This window comes from Verrucomicrobiia bacterium (assembly GCA_019634625.1).
Lineage (GTDB): Bacteria > Verrucomicrobiota > Verrucomicrobiia > Limisphaerales > CAIMTB01 > CAIMTB01.
In genome coordinates this window covers 16,734-36,569 of record JAHCBA010000041.1, presented here as the reverse complement: position 1 = coordinate 36,569, position 19,836 = coordinate 16,734, and the positions used below count along the sequence as shown (strand labels likewise).

General features: G+C 68.4%; 5 protein-coding genes. 4 read left to right on the top strand and 1 reads right to left on the bottom strand.

Going from position 1 to position 19,836, the window contains the following annotated elements:
* Positions 1-6 precede the first annotated feature (6 nt).
* From KF833_19520 to KF833_19505, 4 genes are all read left to right on the top strand, one after another.
* On the top strand, positions 7-10,179 hold the full coding sequence (locus KF833_19520) for a chitobiase/beta-hexosaminidase C-terminal domain-containing protein (protein MBX3747505.1): 10,173 nt from the start codon (positions 7-9) through the stop codon (positions 10,177-10,179).
* A gap of 456 nt (positions 10,180-10,635) precedes the next feature.
* A complete protein-coding gene (locus KF833_19515) occupies positions 10,636-10,893 on the top strand; it encodes an addiction module protein (protein MBX3747504.1) in 258 nt (85 codons plus the stop codon).
* A gap of 139 nt (positions 10,894-11,032) precedes the next feature.
* Positions 11,033-11,593, top strand: a complete 561-nt coding sequence (locus KF833_19510) for a hypothetical protein (GenBank protein MBX3747503.1) — start codon at positions 11,033-11,035, stop codon at positions 11,591-11,593.
* Positions 11,590-17,271 carry a S8 family serine peptidase gene (locus KF833_19505; protein MBX3747502.1) on the top strand — a complete coding sequence of 1,894 codons (5,682 nt, stop codon included), beginning with the start codon at positions 11,590-11,592 and terminating at the stop codon, positions 17,269-17,271. Before KF833_19510 ends, KF833_19505 begins: the two co-directional genes overlap by 4 nt.
* A 115-nt stretch (positions 17,272-17,386) precedes the next feature.
* On the opposite strand, the gene KF833_19500 is transcribed toward KF833_19505, so the two are convergent.
* Entirely contained in the window at positions 17,387-19,327 is a 1,941-nt protein-coding gene (locus tag KF833_19500) for a hypothetical protein (GenBank protein MBX3747501.1), read from the bottom strand.
* Positions 19,328-19,836: the final 509 nt, after the last annotated feature.

Genomic DNA, 19,836 nt, shown 5'->3' with positions numbered 1-19,836 from the left:
GGCCTGATGGCTCTGTCCCTGGCCCTTCCCTACGGCTCCACGACGGCCCACGGCCAGCCCGGAATCGAACCGCCGCCCAGGCTGCGTCATCTGCTCGCTCACTGGCGTTTCGATGAACCGCCCGGAACCCGCGTGGCCGCGGACGAAACCGGGCGCCATCCCGCCACGCTGTCGCCGACTGGAGCCGCGTTCACGCATGGAGGCGTCTCGGGCGGGGCGCTTGTCCTGGGCCGGAGCGGGAACGGTTACGTGTCAGCGGGGGACGTGCTGCTGCTGACCGACACGCCGTTCACGATCTCGCTGTGGGTGCACCAGCCTCCCGGGGGTGGCGAGGCCAACTCGGCGCTGATCGGCCGGTACGAGAGTCCGCCGCACGAGGGCTACTTTCTCTTCCTTCATCTCACTGCGTTTGGAACCCCTCATGTGATGGGGTCGGTCGTTGGTTATGCTGGGCCCGGCGGGCTGGTGGTGGGGGGACCGGCGCTCGATCACAATGCCTGGCACCACATCGTCATGACCCGTTCGGCCGGCGGCCTGGTCCGGCTGTACGTGAACGGCGGCATGCCGGTGGCCACCGCCTCCGCTGGCCCGGTGAGCCACGCCAACGCCCATCTCGTCCTGGGCGGCACGGGCGCCCAGGGACAGCCGGTCGGCGCGTTCACCGGCTGGATCGATGAGGTCCAGATCTACGACTTCGACCTCACCCAGGAGGAGGTGAACGAGCTGTTCCGTCATCCGGGGGAATCGCTCTTCATTCCGCTGCCGCCGCCGCTCCAGATCGTCCCGGCGGGGGGTCGCTTCGAGGAACCGGTCACGGTGTCGCTCCTGACTCCGCTTCCCCATGTGGATCTGCATTACACGATGGATGGTGCGACGCCGACCGCGGAGTCGCCGCGGTACACCGAACCGTGGCGGTTGCGGGCCGACACCGTGCTCCAGGCCCGCGCCTTCACCAACGGGGTGCCTGCATCGGAGGTGGTGGCGGCGGCGTTCACCTTTGCGATCCCACCGCCCCCGGCCGGCAGGCTTCTGGCTCGGTGGTCCTTCGATGAGCCGGACGGCGAGTTGGTGATCGACGGCACCGGCGTCCATCACGGAACGCTGCGCCCGCCGGGCGTCTGGCGATCGGAGGGAGGCGTCTCCGGACGCGCCCTTGGCCTCGATGGCAATGTTCGGGGCCGTGTGGATGTGGGACAGGGGCTTTCCTTGCTCGGCACGGATTTCACCATCGCCGGGTGGGTCCTGCTGCCGCCGCATTCGTCCGTGGTGCAAGGCCACCTGATTTCAAAGGCGGCGCCCGGCGAGCCGGGCGGGTACGCCTTTTCGCTCGGCTGGGCGGATGGACTCCAGGCGGTGACGGCAACGGTGGGAAGCCGTCAGGCGGTCGCCAAGGTGCCGTCCCTCGGGGATGGCCACTGGCATTTCGTGGCGATGACCCATTCCGCCACGGCCGGGCTCAAGGTGTACGTGGACGGCGGGGCGCCCCGGGTCGTCGCGGCGTCCGAACCCGTCGGTGCCACGCCGGCCCCTGCGGTGATGGGCGGCGGGGTGTCCTGCCATCTTGATGACTTGCAGGTGTACGATGTCGCCCTCACCGAGTCCCAGCTCGAGGTTCTTCGCGCCCAGCCGGGTGTCCCGTTGTTTCCCGAATGGGAGGTCCCCCTGCAAATCGTACCCCCCGGCGCCTCGGCGATCGGCGGGCTGAGCGTGGTGCTGTCCGCGTCGCAACCAGGCGCGCAGATCCGCTACACCACGGACGGCAGCGATCCGGACGCGGATTCCACGCTCTACCAGGGCAGCCTGGTGCTGACCCAGCCCACCCCGCTGCGGGCGCGGGCCTTCACGGGGAACACGCCGGTTTCGGATGTCGTGGCGGCGTGGTTCAAGGTCACACCCGTTCCGGTCCCCACCGGTCCGCTGCTTGCCCGGTGGACCTTCGACGATGGGGCGGGAGGGAGGGTCCGGGACGAGACGGGGCGGTACGACGGGACCCTCTCTGAAGCGGGGGTCCGCTGGATCGACGACGGTCTTGTCGGGGGGGCGCTTGCCTTGCGGGCAGCCGCCAGCGGCCATGTCCGACTGCCCGGCCACCTCCCGTCGCCGGACCGCACCCATTCGGTTTCCTTGTGGATTCGGGCGGACGGAGCGAGCGGGGGGACCTCTCATTTTCTCTGGCGGGACGGACCGCAGATCGTTCTCAACGCCGGTGGCTACGCCGTCACGGTCCAGAACGGAACGGCAGCCGCGGCGGTGGTTGAGCCCTGGCTGCGCGACGGCGCATGGCATCATGTCGTCATGGCCTACGAACCCGGCGGGGAACTCCGCGTCCTTGTGGACGGGGGACGCTGGGTGGGTCGGACGGAAGGGGTCCCGGTCCCGCCCTCCGACGCCGTGAGCCTTGTCGGAGCCCATGTGGTTCACCGGCCCGTCGGCGATTTCGACGGCGCCCTGGATGAGATGCGCCTCTATGACTTCGCGCTGAGCGATCTCCAGGCCCAACACCTTTTCGACCATCCGGAGGCCCCGCTTCCCGAGACCTCTGCGGGACCCCTGCGCATCCAACCGGAGGGGGGGCGTCATGCAGAGGAAGTGGTGTTCACGATGGACGCCTGGGACCGTCGTTCGCGCATCCACTACACCCTGGATGGCTCGGCCCCCACCGAGGCGGCACCGCATTACGACGGACCGGTCCTGCTGAGGCAGTCGGCGGAGATCCGGGCCCGCGCCTTTCTGGGAGGCGAACCCGTCTCCCCGGAGGTGTCGGCGTCCTTCGTGATCGATCCCATTCCGGAAGGCACGGGCCGTCTGCTGGCCCATTGGCGTCTCGACGGGGGGCCGGACGGCATCGTGCCCGATAGTGCGGGGGACCATCACGGGCTCCTTTCCGACGCAGGCGCCGGATACATTCCGGATGGGGTGTCCGGTGCCGCCCTGTCGCTGGGTCGAAACGGGGCGGGTTACGTCCGCTTCGGGGACATCCTGCCTCTTCTCGACCAGTCGTGGACCATCGCCCTCTGGACACGGTTGCCGGCCGATGGACTGGCGTCCGATGCGGCTCTGTTTTCGAGGCACAACGGCGGGTATGGCAACGGATACTTCCTCAGTGTCCAGCCTGACCGGGGTCAGATGACCGCCTACAGCGGGGATGTGGCGATGGTTCATGCGGAGGGCTTCCCCAAGGATGGCGCATGGCATCATGTGGCCATGACCTACGATCTGGCCACCGAGACGGTGCGGCTCTATGTCGATGGCGGGTTGTTTCGCGCCCGCGTCCGCGTCGGGCGGATTGTCCCCTCGACCGCCGGGTTCCTCCTCGGCGGATACAACGACACGACCCAGGGTGCCCGCGGTGGCCTGCTTGGGGATCTCGATGACGTCCAGGTGTACGACTTCGCGCTGGCCCCCGGTCAGATCGACCGTCTGCGGGATCGTCCGGGTTCAACCCTCCACGAGGCCGCCCCCGAAGAGGTGTTGATCCTCCCGAGGGGAGGCATTTTCACCGACCGGACCGGACCGATCCATCTGATCGTCCCCTGGTCCGATGCGGACCTCCATTTCACGCTGGACGGCACGGACCCCGTCCTCGACTCACCGCGCTACACCGGGCCGATCGAACTCACTGCGACGGCCGAACTCCGGGTGCGCGCGTTTCGTGCCGGCCAGCCGGTGACAGCGGTGGGTTCCGCCGCCTTCGAAGTCGTCCCGGAGCCGATCCCAACGGGGCGGCTGCTGGCCCACTGGCGTTTCGACGAGGGCTCCGGGCTGCTGGCCCATAACGACGCCGGAACCTATCCCGGGCGCCTGGTCGGTTCCGGCGCCGGCTGGACGGCTGACGGTGTGGACGGCCATGCGCTCGATCTGGATCAGGGACGGGGCGGGCGGGTCATGGTGGGGGATGTCCTGGGGATGGCGGATCAGCCCTACACCCTTTCCGTCTGGGTTCGGCTCGAACCGGGAACGACCGCGCAGAATCTGATGATCGTTTCCAAGCACCGCCCGGGCTCCCACCGTGGCCACTTCCTCCGTCTCCATGCCAACGGGCACTCGGTCGAGGCCTTCAGTGGTGCCCTGGTTCTCGGTGCCCACACCCCCGTCAACGATGGCGCATGGCATCACCTTGTCGTGACCCATGATGCCGCCGGCCGGGTCCGAATCCATATCGACGGCCCCGAGCCCGTGGCGTCCGGCATGGCCGGGCCCGTCCTCTCGACGCCCGCCGCGATGGTGCTTGGGGGACTGGACACCGACCCGCCCGTGGGCCTGTTCACGGGCCGGATGGATGACGTCCAGTACTACGACTTTGCGCTTTCGGGGGACCAGATCGAATTCCTGCGAACCCATCCAGGACGGACCCTCGACGTTCCCAGGGCCGAGCCCACGCCGGGTCTGCCGGTGATCGGGTACTTCCCGAGGCACGCCATCTTCCAGATCGGCCATCCCATGTACCTCCACGTCGAGGCCGTGGGTCCCGAACCCCTGCATTACGTCTGGTGGTTTGAGGATGCGCCGATGCCGGAGGTCGAGGGTACGGTCATCTCCATCGCCGAGGCCCGTCCGGAACACGCAGGGAACTACCGGGTGGACGTCGTCAATGCCGCCGGCGTGGTGTCCAGCGGCAACGGGCTCGTGGAAGTCCTGCCGAGGCTCCCGCTGTCGGAGATCCCGCGCATCCTCGAGGAACCGCAGGATGTGACCATCCCCGTTGGATCCACCGCCACATTCCGGGTCGTCGCGGAGTCGCGAAGCGAGCCGATCCTCTACGAGTGGTTCCGGGAAGGAGTGCCGGTATCCGAGCGCGGGCCCGACGGCGCGACCCTCGTGCTGAACCAGGTCACCTTTGCCGATGCCGGGACCTATTACGTGGCGGTGGCCAATCCGGTGGACGGGATCTTCAGCGAGGCTGCGGAACTGCGGGTCGCCAGTTGGAATCCTCCCGTGTTCGACCCGCCGTCCGGGGCCTTCGAAGGCATGGTCGCCGTGGGATTGACCACGGAGGTGCCGGGCGCATCGATCCATTTCACGGTGGATGGATCGGACCCCACGCCGACGAGCCCCCTCCATCACGCTCCGGTGCCCCTCACCTCCACCACCACGCTGCGTGCCCGCGCGTTTCTCGACGGGCATGCGGTGTCCCCGGTCGGTCTGGCCGAATACACCTCGATCGCCGCGCCGCCGTCGTCCGGCGGGTTGATCGCGCATTACCGGCTGGACGCCCTCCCCAACGGGGTCGTTCTGGACGACCTGGCCCGGCATTCCGGCAGGGCGTCCACCCAGGGCGTGACCCTTGTTCCGGGGGGAATCGCGGGCGGGGCGCTGCAGTTCGAGAGTTCCCTGAACGGGCACGTCGCATTCGGAGAGGTTCTGCCGATGCTCGACACGCCGTTCTCCGTGGCGCTGTGGGTCCGGGTCATGCCGGACACCCTGACTTCTGGAGCGGTCCTCTTTTCGAAACACCGGCCGGGCACCGGGAATGGCTACTTCCTTGCAATGGACGGCGCCCACCACGCGGTGTCGGCCCATGTCGGGTCGGGTCGGGTGATCACCGGGGGCCCCCGCATCAACGACGGGACATGGCACCATGTCGTCCTGAGCGTCGATCCGGAGGGGGAGGCGCGGCTGTTCATCGATGCCGTGAGCGTCGGTTCCATGGCGCCCGCCCCGCCCGTCCTGACGTCGCCCGCCCAGGTCGTGCTCGGCGGACTCGACCCGGGTGTGCCCAAGGGGACGTTCCGAGGGGCGATTGATGATGTTCAGGTCTATGGCAGGGCGGTGACGTCTGCCGAGGTGGCAGTGCTCTTCGCCCATCCCGGACTTCCCCTGGCAAGCGATCTTCTGTCCCCGCTGATCGTCGTGCCTTCGTCCACCACGTTCACCGGCGGGATTCAGGTGCAGTGCGTCTCCCCCCGGCCGGAGGCCGAAGTCCGCTACACCACCGACGGGACCGAACCCACGGTGGAATCCCTGCTGGCCGCCGGTCCGCTCACCTTCACAGCCCGAGTGACCCTCCGCGCCCGCGCCTTCGTGGGCGGGATCCCGATCTCGCCCGTCGTCGTCGAGGAATACCTCCTCCAACCCAACCCCACCCATCGTGGAACGCTACTCGCCCACTGGCGCCTCGATTCGCTCGGCGGACTTTCCGCCCCGGACGAAACCGGCCGTTGGCCGGGTGTCCTCTCCGCATCCGGGGCCACGTTCGTTCCGGAAGGGGTGGCGGGCGGCAGTCTCTTCCTGAGCCGGAGCGCCAACGGACATGTCCGCCTGGGCGAATTCCTGCCGCCCGGCGACTCGCCGCATTCCATCTCGCTCTGGTTCCGGTTGCCGCCGGGAGATGTCACCCCGTTCGCCGGCCTTCTCACCCGACACCGACCTGGATCCCACAACGGGCACTTCCTGGCCCTCAACTACCTTGGCCACACCCTGGCCGCCAGCGCCGGCCCGGGCTCGGTTGTGGCGACGCGCGTTCCGGTCAATGACGGCGGCTGGCACCATGTGGTGGTCGTGCGGGAAACCGGCGGAACGGTCCGCCTCTACGTGGATGGCACCCCGCCTCGCGCCGTCGCACCTGCCGGGGCCAGCGAACCCACCGGGGCCCTGACCCTCCTCGGAGGGCACGATCCCGGAGTCCCCACCGGCACCTTCACCGGGTACCTCGACGAGGTCCAGGTGTACGACTTCGCGCTGAACGATGCGGAGGTGGACGCCCTCTTCGCCCACCCGGACCGGTCCCTCGACGCCATCGCCACGTCCCGACTCCATCTGGTGCCCCGCGGAGGAATCTTCCGGGACGCGGTGACGGTGCGGGTGGCGATCGTCCTGGACAACGTCCGGATCCATTACACGACCGACGGCACGGAACCCCGGATCGAGTCTTCGATCTACACGCAGCCGTTGGTCCTGACGACGTCGGGCACCCTGCGCGTGCGGGGATTCCTTGACGGCCAACCTGTCACCGCCATCGAGACCGCATCGTTCGAGATCGACCGGGATGCCGCCGCTCCCGTCAGTTCCCTGCTGGCCCACTGGCGGTTCGACGAGCTGGCTGGTCCCGGGGTCGAGGACACCACCGGACGCCATCCGGGCGTGCTCTCGCCGCGAGGGGCCTCGTTCATTCCCGACGGTGTGGCCGGTGGGGCCCTGTCGCTCCGGCGTGCCGACAACGGCTACGTCGATCTCGGGAGGAGCCTGCCGCTGGACAGCCCGGGCTTCACCGTTGCCGCCTGGGTTCGAACTCCTCCCGGCCAGGCGTCCGAACTGGCGGCCATTCTCACCCGTCACCGGCCGGGACAGCCCAACGGCTACGGACTCTTCCTCAACCCGGTGGGAATTCCGGACACGGCCGGACGTGCCAGCGCCCTGGTCGGGGGCATGCAGATCACCGGGATCACGCCGGTCCACGACGGTGCCTGGCATCACGTGGTGCTGCGGTCGCACCAGGGAGGGCGCATGGAGATCCTTGTGGACGGTCGCCCCGCCGAGGCGGGTGACTTCGCCCAGACGCCCGTACCGTCTCCCGCCCGTGCCGTGATCGGCGGCTTCGATGCCGGAGCGATCGTCGGCACCTTCGAGGGCGATCTGGACGAACTGCAGGTGTACGACATCGCCCTCACCGACGCCCAGGTTGCCTTTCTCTACGCCCATCCGGGCGCCACGGCGGCGCGGGATCCGGCGTCGGTTCAGATCGTTCCACCGGGCGGCGCCTACACCGCTCCCGTCACGGTGCGCCTGCTGGCCAACCTCCCCGAACTCATTCTCCGCTACACCACCGACGGCCTCGCCCCGACGGCCAGTTCACCCCGCTACACGGGTCCCCTGGTCCTGGGCGCTTCCACGGTGCTCCGGGCCGCGCCCTTCCGGGACGACGTCCCGGCCGGCGAACCCGTCGTGGCCACCTTCGTCGTGGAGATCCCCGAGCCACCCGTCATCCGCTCCCATCCGGCCGATGTCGAAGTCCTCATTGCCTATCCGTTCGCATTGGCGGTCGAAGCTTCCGGGACGGCGCCCCTGACCTTCGAATGGTATCGCAACGACCAGCTTCTTCCGGGTCACACCGGCCCGGTGCTGGTTGTCCCGATCAGTCTGCCCTCCGATAACGGAACGTATCGGGTCCGCGTCTCCAATGTCGCCGGATCCGCCCTCAGCCAGCCCGCCGTCGTGCAGGTGAACCTCAATGCCGCCTCCGTCCCGTTGGGCAGCGTTCTGCTCGCCAACCGCATCGTGGGCCTGCTCGACGCCCCGGTGCTCGATGTCGATGGTGCGACGCCGGTCAGTGGTTCCCAGTTTCGTGCGGACCTCCTCGCCGGCCCCACTCCGGATGCTCTCACGCCCCTGGGTCCCGCCGCCCCGTTCCTGTCGGGCACGGACGCCGGGTACGTGGACGCCGCCCCGTCCGCCATGCGCCTGGTTCCCGGGGTGGAGCCCGGCGGCATCGCCTACGTCCGGCTGCGCGCCTGGGACCTGGCCGCGGGCCACACGTGGGAAGACGCCAATCCACAGGCTGGCCGGATGGGCCAATCCGAGATCGTCACGGTCATCGCCGGAGGCGGAACGACGCCGCCCGCCCCGCTCACCAGCCTGACCTCGTTCTCACTGCGATCCGGACTCCCGCCGGTCATCGTGACCCAGCCCCGGAGCCAGTCCGCGCCCGCCGGCGACACGGTGCGCCTTGCCGTGGCCGCCATGGGCGAAGGTCTGACCTACCAATGGATGTTCGAAGGATCCCCCGTCCCCGGCGCCATCCAGTCCACCCTCGAGCTTGGTCCGCTCCGCTCCCACCATGCCGGCCGGTACACCGTCGCCATCCGCGGTCACGGCGGCAGTTCCCTCAGTGATGCCGCCGTGCTCCAGGTCACCGCCGTACGCCGCCTCTGGCTGGATCCACCCGAACCCCGTCAGGAAGGCACCTGGACCGACGTCCCCCTCCGATGGGACATCCCGAACGTCATCTCGCAGGCCGGCCTGCGGATCCTTTACGATCCGGATCACCTCGGTTCGCCCCAGCTTCTGTTCCCCAACTCCGCCGCCGCGGACGCCGTCTCGGCGGTCCTCGATGAACCGGGCCAGCTTCGACTCATGGTGGACGGACGCCGCCTCCCGGACGGCTCCGGCCATCCGGTGACCCTCCGTTTCCGGTGCCGCTCCGTCCCGGAACCCGTGGCCACTCCGGTCAGCCTCGAACTGCTCACCCTCACCGATGCCCTTGGGGCTTCCCTGGAACTCGGCACCGACCTCGCCGGCACGGACGTCCGCATCCTTCCGCGCTCCGTCGTCGGCGACATCAATGCCAACGAGCGCGTCGATGTCGGAGATGCCGCGATGATGTTCCGGTATGTGACCCTGCACGACATTCCCCGTCGTTGGGATCTCACCGGCAATGATCTGGACGGCAACGGCACCCTGGACTCGGCGGACCCGGCCATCGCGAGCTTCGCGCTCCTCGATGGCTTCCCGCTTCCGTCCCCGCTTCCGTCCCCGCGTCCGGCGCTCGCCTCGATGCCCACCCACGCCCCACCTCCACCTCTGCGGCTCAGCCTTCATCCCCCGCGGGCCACGCCCGGCGAAACCACCGTGGCACGCCTGCATGCCTCCCCGCTGCTCCCGGACGTCGCCGGCGTTGTCTTCCGGATACGCTATCCCGCCGACGCGCTGCGCATCCCGGCGAACCTCACGCCACGCGCCCATGGATTTCCGGCCCTGCAAACCCTCGGTCGCTGGCGCCTCGACTCCGAACCGGAATCCGGGAATCCGGACGGGCTTCTCGACTTCGCCGTCGTGAGTGCCCGGTCCTGGCATGCCGATGCCGACGCCCTCGTCGCCGAGATTCCGTTCATCGTGCTGCCCGGCGCCACCGCCCGGGCTGTTTGGCGGGTGGAACTGACGGCAGGGGAGATCAGTCCGGATGGGTTCGAACTGATCCCGCTCCTTCCCCAGACCGCGACGCTGGAATCGCGGCCTCCTGAACCGCCGCGCCTCGACGGTGTCGAACCTCTTCCCGACGGACGCTGGCTTCTCCGCGTGACGGGCGAATCCCATCGGACCTACCGGCTCGAAACCTCGACCGATCTCCTCGAATGGCGGCGTCTCGACGGTGGGTTCCCGCCTGGCGCATGGCCGTTCCACCCCGAGCCGGACCACGGCGACGCGTCGCCCCACCGGTTCTTCCGCCTCATTGAAGAGCCATGACCCGCGTCGTTACAGGAAGGGATTGGGATGGGTGGCTCAAGCAGTGCATCCCGGAGTTGTGGGGAGAGGTGCGAACTCCGCCATGCGGCGCTTCGGAGGGCCGAGATCCAAGAGGCCGCAACGGTGTGGAGCGTTGGGTTGAGGACTCGCGGAGCTCGTCCCTCCGGTTCGCTGGCCCGGTACCGACAACTTGGGGATGCACCGTGGCTCAAGGCCCGGTGGCGGCGGGGATCGGAACCTCTGAGACCCTTAAACGGGTCAGTTCTTCGAGCGTCGCCTTGGCCCGATGGGATCTGTCCCGCTCGGATCTCCCATTCAACGTGGGCACTGGGGAGGACAATCACGATCACGAGTGCGATTACGAGACCTGCTGCAAAGAACTGAGATGCGCCCGTAGGCGCACCACCCCGCAAGGAGAGACGTTGAATGCCAGCCCCGAACGCCTGCCGTAGCGCCATGCCACGGACCGTGGAACAGATCGTTGAGGAAAGCCGCGATTGGGCGCAGGAACCGCGCATCCAGTTGGCGGACCGTCTCGGGGAGCGGCTGCATGCCGTCGATCCCGAAATCGAAGCCGCGTGGAAGGCGGAGGTTGAGCGACGTCTGGAGGAGCTCCGAAGCGGCCAGGTTCAGCCCATTCCGGAGACGAAGTCTCCGCCAGGATCCGCCCAATCGCGGGTCGGTGAAGCCCCACGCCTTTCACCCCGCCGCTGATCTTGACGCAAGCCTGTGAGTTCGAGGATCGGACACCGTTGGATGAATGGATTCCGGGCAGCGTGGCCGGGAAGGGGTTCGCGGTGTTGACGGGCATGGTAGCGTTTTGCCGTCGGCAGGGGGTGACCTCCCGACATCCATGCAACCGGCAATCAAGGGGACCGTTGGACCGGCCCGTTCACGGGGGCGGCGGGGGGAATTGCCCGGTGGGCCGGGGGGGCGCCTGACGGGCAGCCTGGGGTGCCTGGTGGCGGCCCTGGGTGCCATGGGATGCGCGCCCATGCCGGGCGATGTCGGGACGGGGACGAGGCACGCCATCGACCCCGCGCCCGTGCAGGCCGCCGAGCCGTTCGATCGAGCGGGGTCGCGACCGGAGGGGGGGGCCGCCATCGAGGACGCCAACGCCGTCAAGGAACCACCCATGCCCGAGGACTCGCCGGTACCGGAGCCGGGAACGAGCGATCTGCTGGTTTCGCTGGCACCCGGCACGGCGGCGCGGGATCTGGCGGCGCAGTATGGTCTGACCTGGGTGCGCACGCTGCAAAGTGACGCGGACATGCATGTGCTGTCGGCGCCTTCGGAGGAGGAGGCGCGCCGGGCGTTGTCCCGGCTTCAGGGCGACCCTGCGGTCCGCTCGGCGTACCTCGACATCAGAGTTCCTCACGTTCCCCGCCGGACCCGACCCGACTCCACTCCATGAGCCCACTCCATCGCATGACGGCCCTGATCGCGATCCTGACAGGGATGATGCTGGTTTCGTTGCCGGGTGCCGGTGCCGACGCGGCCGGGCCGGATCCGCTGGTGAAGGATTACGAGGGCATTGCGAGGTTGCCGGCGCCGGAGGGGCTGGGTCCGGTGGCCGAGTTGCTGATCGAATTCAAGGAGGGGACGGACATCGAGGCGTTCGCGGCCCGGTGGGGGTTGAACGTGGTGCGGCGGTTGCGCAGTGATCCCAACATGGCGGTGCTGAAGGCGCCGTCGGACGAGGCGGCGCGGGAGCGGATGCGGGATCTGCTTGGGGACCGAGGCGTGCAGACCGCGTACTTTGATCGTCCGTCGGAGAACCGGCGCCGCGCCTTCGTCCCGAACGACCCGTTCTTCAGTCCGAACAATCCGGCGGGATTTCCGGGTCAGTGGCACCTGGTGAACGCGGCGCGTCCGGGGATGGACAGCAACGTGCGCGGGGCATGGAACCGGAATCTGACGGGGGCGGGGGTGATGGTGGGGATTGCGGATGACGGGGTGGAGACGGCGCATCCGGATCTGGCGCCGAATTACGTGGCGGCGGACAGCTGGAATTTCGTGGAGCGGAATTCGAATCCGAATCCGGTGCGCACCGACGACAATCATGGCACGGCGGTGGCGGGGGTGGCGGTGGCGCGCGGGGGCAACGGGATCGGGGTGACGGGCGCGGCGCCGCTGGCGAGTCTGTCCGGTCTTCGGGTGCCGCTGGGGGGTGGGGGGAGCCTTTCGGACTTCGTGGATGTCATCAAGTTCCACAGTTTCGGGAACATCCAGACGATCAAGGTGAAGAACCACAGTTACGGCGTGGGGGCGCCGTTTGTGAACAGCGACGGCGAGCGCGATGCGGCGGCGGCGTCGGCCGGGGTGGGCACGATCCACGTGTGGGCGGCGGGGAATGAGCGGGGCAAGTCGAAGGAGGACTCCAACAAGGATCCGATCAATGCGAGCCCGCACGTGATTTCGGTGGCGGCGCTGGGCAGCGCCGGGATCTTCTCCGACTACAGTTGTTACGGGGCGAACGTGTTCGTGACCGCGCCCTCGAACAGCCGGCGCCAGGGCGAGCATGGCCAGCCGGGCACCTGGACGGGCATCGCGACGACGGACCGCTCGGCCGGTCCGGGATACAATCCGGGGCCTGCGGAAGCGGGGGTGAACGGGTTTCCGGACCGGGCCTACACGGGGGACTTTGGGGGCACGTCCTCGGCGGCCCCGCTGGTGAGCGGGATTCTGGCGCTCGCGGTTCAGGCCAATCCCGCCATGAACGTGCGCCTCGCGAAGCATGCGCTGGCCCGAACGAGCCGGGTGGTGGACGTCGGCGACAGCACGGCGTCGAGCCATGGCGGGTGGCGAACCAACGCCGCCGGGTTCGCCTTCAATCCGAACTACGGGTTCGGACTGATCGATGCGGATGCCCTCACGCGCCAGGTGGCGTTGTACAGCGGCGTCACCCCGCTCACGGTGGCGGAGCACAACCAGCCGGTGACGGTCAACGCGCCGATTCCGGACCAGGGGGAGATCAGCCGGACGTTCAACATCGACGCGACCACGCCGATGGAGGAGGTCGAGATCCACCTGAACATCCAGCATACCTTCCGGGGCGACCTGGAGGCGTACCTCACCTCCCCGCGGGGAACCTCGAGCCGGTTGTTCATCCGGAACGGACTGGCCGACCGTTCCAACCAGGGCAGCCTCGATTGGTGGTTCGTCTCGAATGCCTTCTGGGGCGAGAACCCTTCCGGCACCTGGACCCTGACGGTGCGGGACGCCTTCCAGGGCGATACGGGCACCTGGAACTCCTTTCGGGCGAGGGTGCGCATGGGCGAACCGATCCTGGACGGCCCCTCGAGTCCGCCCACGATCACGGGATTCGCACCCGCCAGCGGCAACGTGGGGGCCAGTGTCACGCTCACCGGCACCAAGTTCACCGATGCCACCGCCGTCACGTTCAACGGGGTGAGTGCGCCGTTCACGGTGCAGTCCGCCTCGCAGATCACGGCGGTCGTGCCGGCTGCGGCGCTGACGGGTCCGATCCGGGTCACGACTCCGGGCGGCACGGCCACCAGCGCGCAGACGTTCGAGGTGACTGCCGGTCCCGCCATCACCAGCTTTCAACCCCCGGGGGGTGCGCCGGGGAGCACGGTCACCCTGCAGGGCACCCGGTTTACGGGCGCCACGGCGGTCACTGTCGGCGGCGTCAGTGCAACCTTCCAGATCCGCTCGGACACGGAGATTGCGGCCACTGTCCCGGCCCAGGCGACGACCGGGCGGATTGCGGTGACGACGCCGGGCGGAACGGCGACGAGTGCAGGCAACTTCACGGTGACGTCCGCTCCGGTCATCGGCAGCTTCAGCCCGGTGAGCGGTGGTGCCGGCACGGCCGTTACCATCCTGGGCTCCAGTTTCACCGGGGTCACGGCGGTGACGGTCAACGGGCAGGCGGCGGTGTTTAACGTCGAATCGGCGACCCGCATCGGCATCACGGTGCCGCCGGGCGCCACCACCGGGCCCATCGCCGTGACGTCGCCCCAGGGAACGGCCACCAGTGCCGGGAGCTTTACCGTCCTGCCTCCTCCGGTGCTGGCCGGCTTCGCCCCGTCGAGCGGGCCCGTTGGAACCACCGTCATTCTGCAGGGCGACCATTTCCTCAACGCGACGGTCGTCGAGTTTGGTGGCGTTCCGGCCGCCGGCTTCCAGGTGGAATCCGCGACACGATTGACGGCGGTGGTGCCGCCGGGGGCTGGGACGGCGACGCTGCGGGTCGTCACGCCCTCGGGATCGGCGGTGAGTGCGGCTTCCTTTGCGGTGGTCCTGGGTGCGAACAACGATGCCTTCGCCGATGCCGCGCTGTTGAGTGGCGTTTCGGGTTCGGTGACCGGGAGCACGGTCGGCGCTTCCAAGGAGGCCGGGGAACCCGCCCATGCGGGCATCAGCGGGGGCCGCTCGATCTGGTATCGATGGCAGGCGCCGACGGATGGGAACTGGGTGTTCGACACGTTCGGGAGTTCGTTCGACACGCTGCTGGCGGTCTATCAGGGCGAATCGCTGGCGACGCTGGCGCAGGTGGCCGCCAACGACGATGCCGGGGGAGGCACCAACAGCAGCGTCATCGTCACCGCCCGGGCCGGCGTGCCGTACCGAATCGCGGTGGACGGGTTCAATGCCAACCCGTCCGATCCAGCCCAGGCCGCCTCGGGATCGGTCCTGCTCAATTGGGCCCCGATCACGGCCGGTCCCACGCTGACCCGCTTCTTCCCTGTCCGCGGAGCGGCCGGGACCGTGGTCACGCTCGAGGGGAGCGGGTTTATTGGGGCGACTGCGGTCGATTTTGGCGGCGTTCCCGCGGCGACGTTCACGGTACACGCTGCGGACCGGCTGACCGTCACGGTTCCTGTCGGGGCCATGACCGGGCCGATCCGGGTGACGACATCGATCGGATCGGCTGTGAGTGCGCAGCCCTTCACCCTCGACAGCGGAGCGGCCAACGATCTCTTCGCGGGGGCGATGCCGCTGAGCGGTTCCAGCGGAACCGTCACCGGGAGCAATGTCGGCGCGACGAAGGAGTTTGGGGAACCGGGTCACGCCGGCAATCTGGGCGGGCGATCGGTGTGGTATGTCTGGACCGCGCCGGCGGATGGCACGTGGTCGTTCGACACCGGGGGCAGCACGTTTGACACCCTGCTGGCGGTGTATCGCGGCACGCAGGTGACGGCGTTGACGCTGGTGGCGGAGAACGACGACGCCCCGGATCTGGCCAACCGGGCCAGCCGCGTCACCTTCACCGCCCAGGGTGGCACCCAGTACGCCATTGCGATCGACGGCTATGTCGGCCTGGCCGGGGATTACGTCCTGCGCTGGGGTTCCACGCCGGATGCGCCGTCCATTGCGCAGTTCAGCCCGACATCGGGTGGTGTGGGCACCACCGTGATCATCCAGGGGATCCATCTGGCGGGAGCCACGGCGGTCCACTTCCAGACCGGTGCGGCCGCTTTCACGGTCGATTCGCCCACCCAGATCACGGCCATTGTGCCGGCCGATGCGACCCCGGGGGCGATACGGGTCACGACACCTGGAGGCAACGCCGTGAGTTCGGTGGCGTTCAGTGTGACGGGGGGTCCCAACAACGATCATTTCGCCAGCGCGGAGATCCTGGAGGGCGCGGCGGCGGTGGCCTCCGGGAGCAATGTGGGCGCGACCGTGGAACCTGGTGAACCGGATCACGCGGAGGCCCCGGGCGGACGTTCGGTCTGGTATCGATGGGTGGCGCCTGCCAGCGGGGATTGGTCCGTCGATACCTTTGGCAGCCGGTTCGACACGACCCTGGCGGTGTATCGGGGAACCGGCCTGGGCAACCTCATCGAAGTGGCCTCCAACGATGACGCCCCGGGGATGCTCACCAGCCAGGTCGCGCTGTCCGCGGTGGAGGGCACCACCTATCACATTGCGGTGGACGGGTACGAAGGCGACCGCGGCTTCCTGGTCGTCCGGCTCATGCCCGTTGCCCCTCCGCAGGTGCTGTATGAGACCCGGTTCGAGCGGCTGGAAGGATTCAACCCGGCGCTGCCTTTGGTCGGGCAGGGCGGCTGGATGGGCGATGGAACGGGCGGCAACGGCATCGTGGACAGTGCGTTCTTCGGGCTGGGTCAGCAGGCGTTTGTCGGGTTCCGGCCCCCGACCCGGTTTGGGGATGCGCTCTATGTGTGGCGCCCGCTCGATTACGTGCCCAACCCCGCCACGCAACCCGTGGTGCGGTTCTCGGTGCTGATGATGGTCGTGGATTCGTGGAATCTGGCCTACGACGACTTCGAATGGTCCGTGTACAACCGCCGTGCGGAGCGGTTGTTCACGCTGAGTTTCGACAACTCGAACCTGGGCATCTTCTACCGGCTCGACGGCCCTTCGGGCTACATCTACACCGGGTACGATTTCGAGAACGACGTCATCTATGACCTGGTGGTGGTCATGGATTTCGCGGCGAACCGCTGGACGGCCTTCATCGATGGTGAGCCGGTGGTGGACAACGCTCCCATCACCACCACCGGGTTGCCGCTCGATCTCGGGGACATCGATGCGGTGTGGATTCCGCGGGACGACTTTTTCCCGGGCGACAATTACCTCGTGTTCGACAATTACCGGGTGGCCGCCGAGGGAAGTCAGGCTCCGTCGATCGTCCTCCAGCCGAAGAGCCAGACGGCGCCGCCGGGTGCCAACGTGACCTTCAGCGTGGGAGCCCAGGGCGGGGAACCCGTCAGTTACCAGTGGCGTTTCAACGGGGCCGATCTGCAGGGAGCCAGCGATCCGGTGCTTCGCCTGCCCAATGTCGCCACCACCCAGGCCGGCACGTATTCGGTGGTCGTCGGGAACTACTACGGTTCCGTTGTTAGTGACGCCGCCCAACTGGCCGTGCCGCAGATCGTGCCGATCCGCTTGATGGCGGGTGCGCCTCAGGCCGATGGAGCGTTCGTGTTGTCGGTCGAGGGCGCCGCCGGAAGCCGGGTGGCCATCGAGATGTCGCCCGACCTTCGGTCCTGGACCGAGCGCGGCACGTTCACGCTGACCGACGGGACCCTGGAGTTCCGCGACGCCGAGATGCCACGCCAGGCGTCGCGCTACTATCGGGCACGACAGGTGCCGTGATGGGCCGGGGACGGGGCGTATGGGCCGTTGGGCCGTTGGGCCGTTGGGCCGTTGGGCCGTTGGGCCGTTGGGCCGTTGGGCCGTTGGGCCGTTGGGCCGTTAGGGCCTATGCGACTTACGGGAGTCCGGTGACCCGGTAGAAGTGGCGGGTCCTCCCTCCGGACCGGGTGTCGAGGAACCGGAGCACGCCGTCAACGGCGTTGGTGACCAGCAACGGGGTCATGCGGGCGAGGCTGTCTCCAGCTTCAATGGCATACCGTCCGGGAGGCAGCCGTCGCTGATAGAGCAGGCCCTCGGAGGTGTGGGTGAGGAGGGGTGAGTCGATCGGGGCGAGTTCGATCGAATAGGACAGGCGGAAGATTCCCTGGGCACCGTTCACTCCATCGATCATGACCATGTAGTCGGTGCCGGCGTGCGCGGGAAAGAGCAGTTCGCAATGGGTCCCGGGCGGGGTCGGCCTGGCTTCGGAGATGGGCTGGAGCCGGTGGCGGTTGGTATAGACGCCCAGCACGACGGGGATCGAGCTGCCCTCGGTGCTCAGCCGCATCCAGCCGCTGGCGGTGGCCTGGAATCGGAACCACAGCGTGGCGCCGCCCAGTTCGCCGTACACGATGGGATCCTCCGGGGACCGTTGGGCTCCCTCATTGGTGGTTTCCCGCCAGCCGGGGATCCCCGGGGCCACCGAGGTGAACCCGCCCGCACTCAACACATGTCGGGCGAGGGGCGAGGCCGGCGGGTTCTCGAAGAGGTCGTCCAGTTTGTCCTGAGCCGCCGCCGCGGGTCCCGAGGCGATCTCGACGCGCGCCGCGACGGTCTCGATGGTATCCCCGGCGGGGGTGGAAACGCGCACGACGTAGAGCCCGGCCCGGCCTTCGGAAACGGTGCCCAGCGGAATGGTGGCATCCGACGCGCCGGGGATGGGAATGCCGTTGAAATACCACTGGTAGGTGAGGGCGTCGCCTTCGGCCTTGACGGTCAGCGCCTTGTCCCCTCCGGAGATGGCGATGTCGTCCTCGGGGGCGATCAGGATGCGCGGGAGCAATCCGGCGTTGGCCAGCAGATCCCACGACACCACCACCTGGCCCTGGGCACCGGCGAAGCCGTCCACGGCGATGTGGTACACCGTGCCCGCCTCGGCGTTGAAGCGCACCGCGCTGGTCCGGTAGCCGCCGCGATCGTCGTCGCTGACCACCTCGATCAGCGAGCCGAGGGTGTCGCCGGTGTACACGCCCAGGAGGGTGTCGAAGCTCGATCCAACCGTGGAGACACTGGCCTGCCCGGAATCCGGTGGCTGCCATGAGAACCAGACCGAGGATCCGCCCCGCTTGCCGGCATGGCGCGGTTCGCCGGCCGCAGTCTCCGACACGGCGCCCGCGTTGTGCAGGGTGCCGGCCCCGGACGCCTCGGTGATCAGCGGACGATCCGCGAACCGCGAGGTCGCCGGGAGGGCGGGAAGATCGAGGCGGAGAACCGCGGGCTGGCTTCGAAGCGTTCCCATCGACGTGGTCACGAAGAGGGTGTAGGCGCCGCCGTCCGCCAGGCTCACCGACGGCAGATCGAGCGTCGGGCCGTTGGCATCCGGGATGTCACTGCCGTTGAGCCGCCAGCGATAGGCGATCGGGGCGGGACCGGTTGCCACGGCGGTGAATCGGGCAGCGGAGCCCAGCGCCGCCGTGACGTCGCGCGGTTGTTCGAACCAGACCGGATAGGCGCTTGCGGCCAGGGTCAGGAAGGCCGGTTCGCTCATGACGGAACCTGTCGAGTCCGCGACCACGACGGTGTAGGCACCGAACTGGTCTTCGTCGAGGTTCACCAGCGCCAGGCTGGCACTCGTTTCGCTGGGAAGCGGCTGGCCGTCCAGGAACCATTGGAATTGGAGGGTTCCGATGCCCGTGGCGCCGACTTGCAGGATGAAATCGCCCCCCAGTTCCGCCTTGCCGCCCATGGGTTGTTCGATGATGCGCGGACCCACGGCCGTCGTTCCGGAGGTCGCATAGGTCTCCGTCCAGGACGCGATCAGGGCCGAAACGGCAAGGAAGAGAACGACCAGGCGCATGGGCTCGAACGGCTAGGAAGCGAAGCTCGACGATGGGAGGAAAGGTCGCACGCGAGCCGGTTCGCGATGGGGATGAATGGGGATCTGGGGAGGGTTCGGCTCCAAGACCCGTGGCCGCGATGGGGACCTTCCGGGGGAATGAGCGGGGAACGGTTCCTCCGCGGGCGGGTTCCAAGGCCGAAGATCGGCGATGAAATTCGCGGCAATGTTGAACGGCTCGCTCATGGTTTGCACCGGCGGCGGCCGGACGCTGGTCCCCGGGTATATCGGAAAGCCCGCCGATTGACGGCAAAAATCGGAAGGGCTGGCGCACGGCGGGCGCATCCCGGAGTTGCGGGTGAGGAGGCGGCGAATCGGAGGGACGAGTTCTGCGAGTCCTCACCCCAACGCGCCACTCCGTTGCGGCCTCGTGGAACCCGGCCCTCCGAGGCAACGCTTGGCGGAGTTCGCGCCTCCCCGGAATTCGTTCCGGTTCGATTCCGATACCGACCCCGACCCCGACCCCGACG

Bases quoted from the DNA above. Each gene is read 5' to 3' on its own strand.
- KF833_19520 (MBX3747505.1), top strand. From the start codon at position 7: ATGGCTCTGTCCCTGGCCCTTCCCTACGGCTCCACGACGGCCCACGGC.
- KF833_19515 (MBX3747504.1), top strand. From the start codon at position 10,636: ATGCCACGGACCGTGGAACAGATCGTTGAGGAAAGCCGCGATTGGGCG.
- KF833_19510 (MBX3747503.1), top strand. From the start codon at position 11,033: ATGCAACCGGCAATCAAGGGGACCGTTGGACCGGCCCGTTCACGGGGG.
- KF833_19505 (MBX3747502.1), top strand. From the start codon at position 11,590: ATGAGCCCACTCCATCGCATGACGGCCCTGATCGCGATCCTGACAGGG.
- KF833_19500 (MBX3747501.1), bottom strand. From the start codon at position 19,327: ATGCGCCTGGTCGTTCTCTTCCTTGCCGTTTCGGCCCTGATCGCGTCC.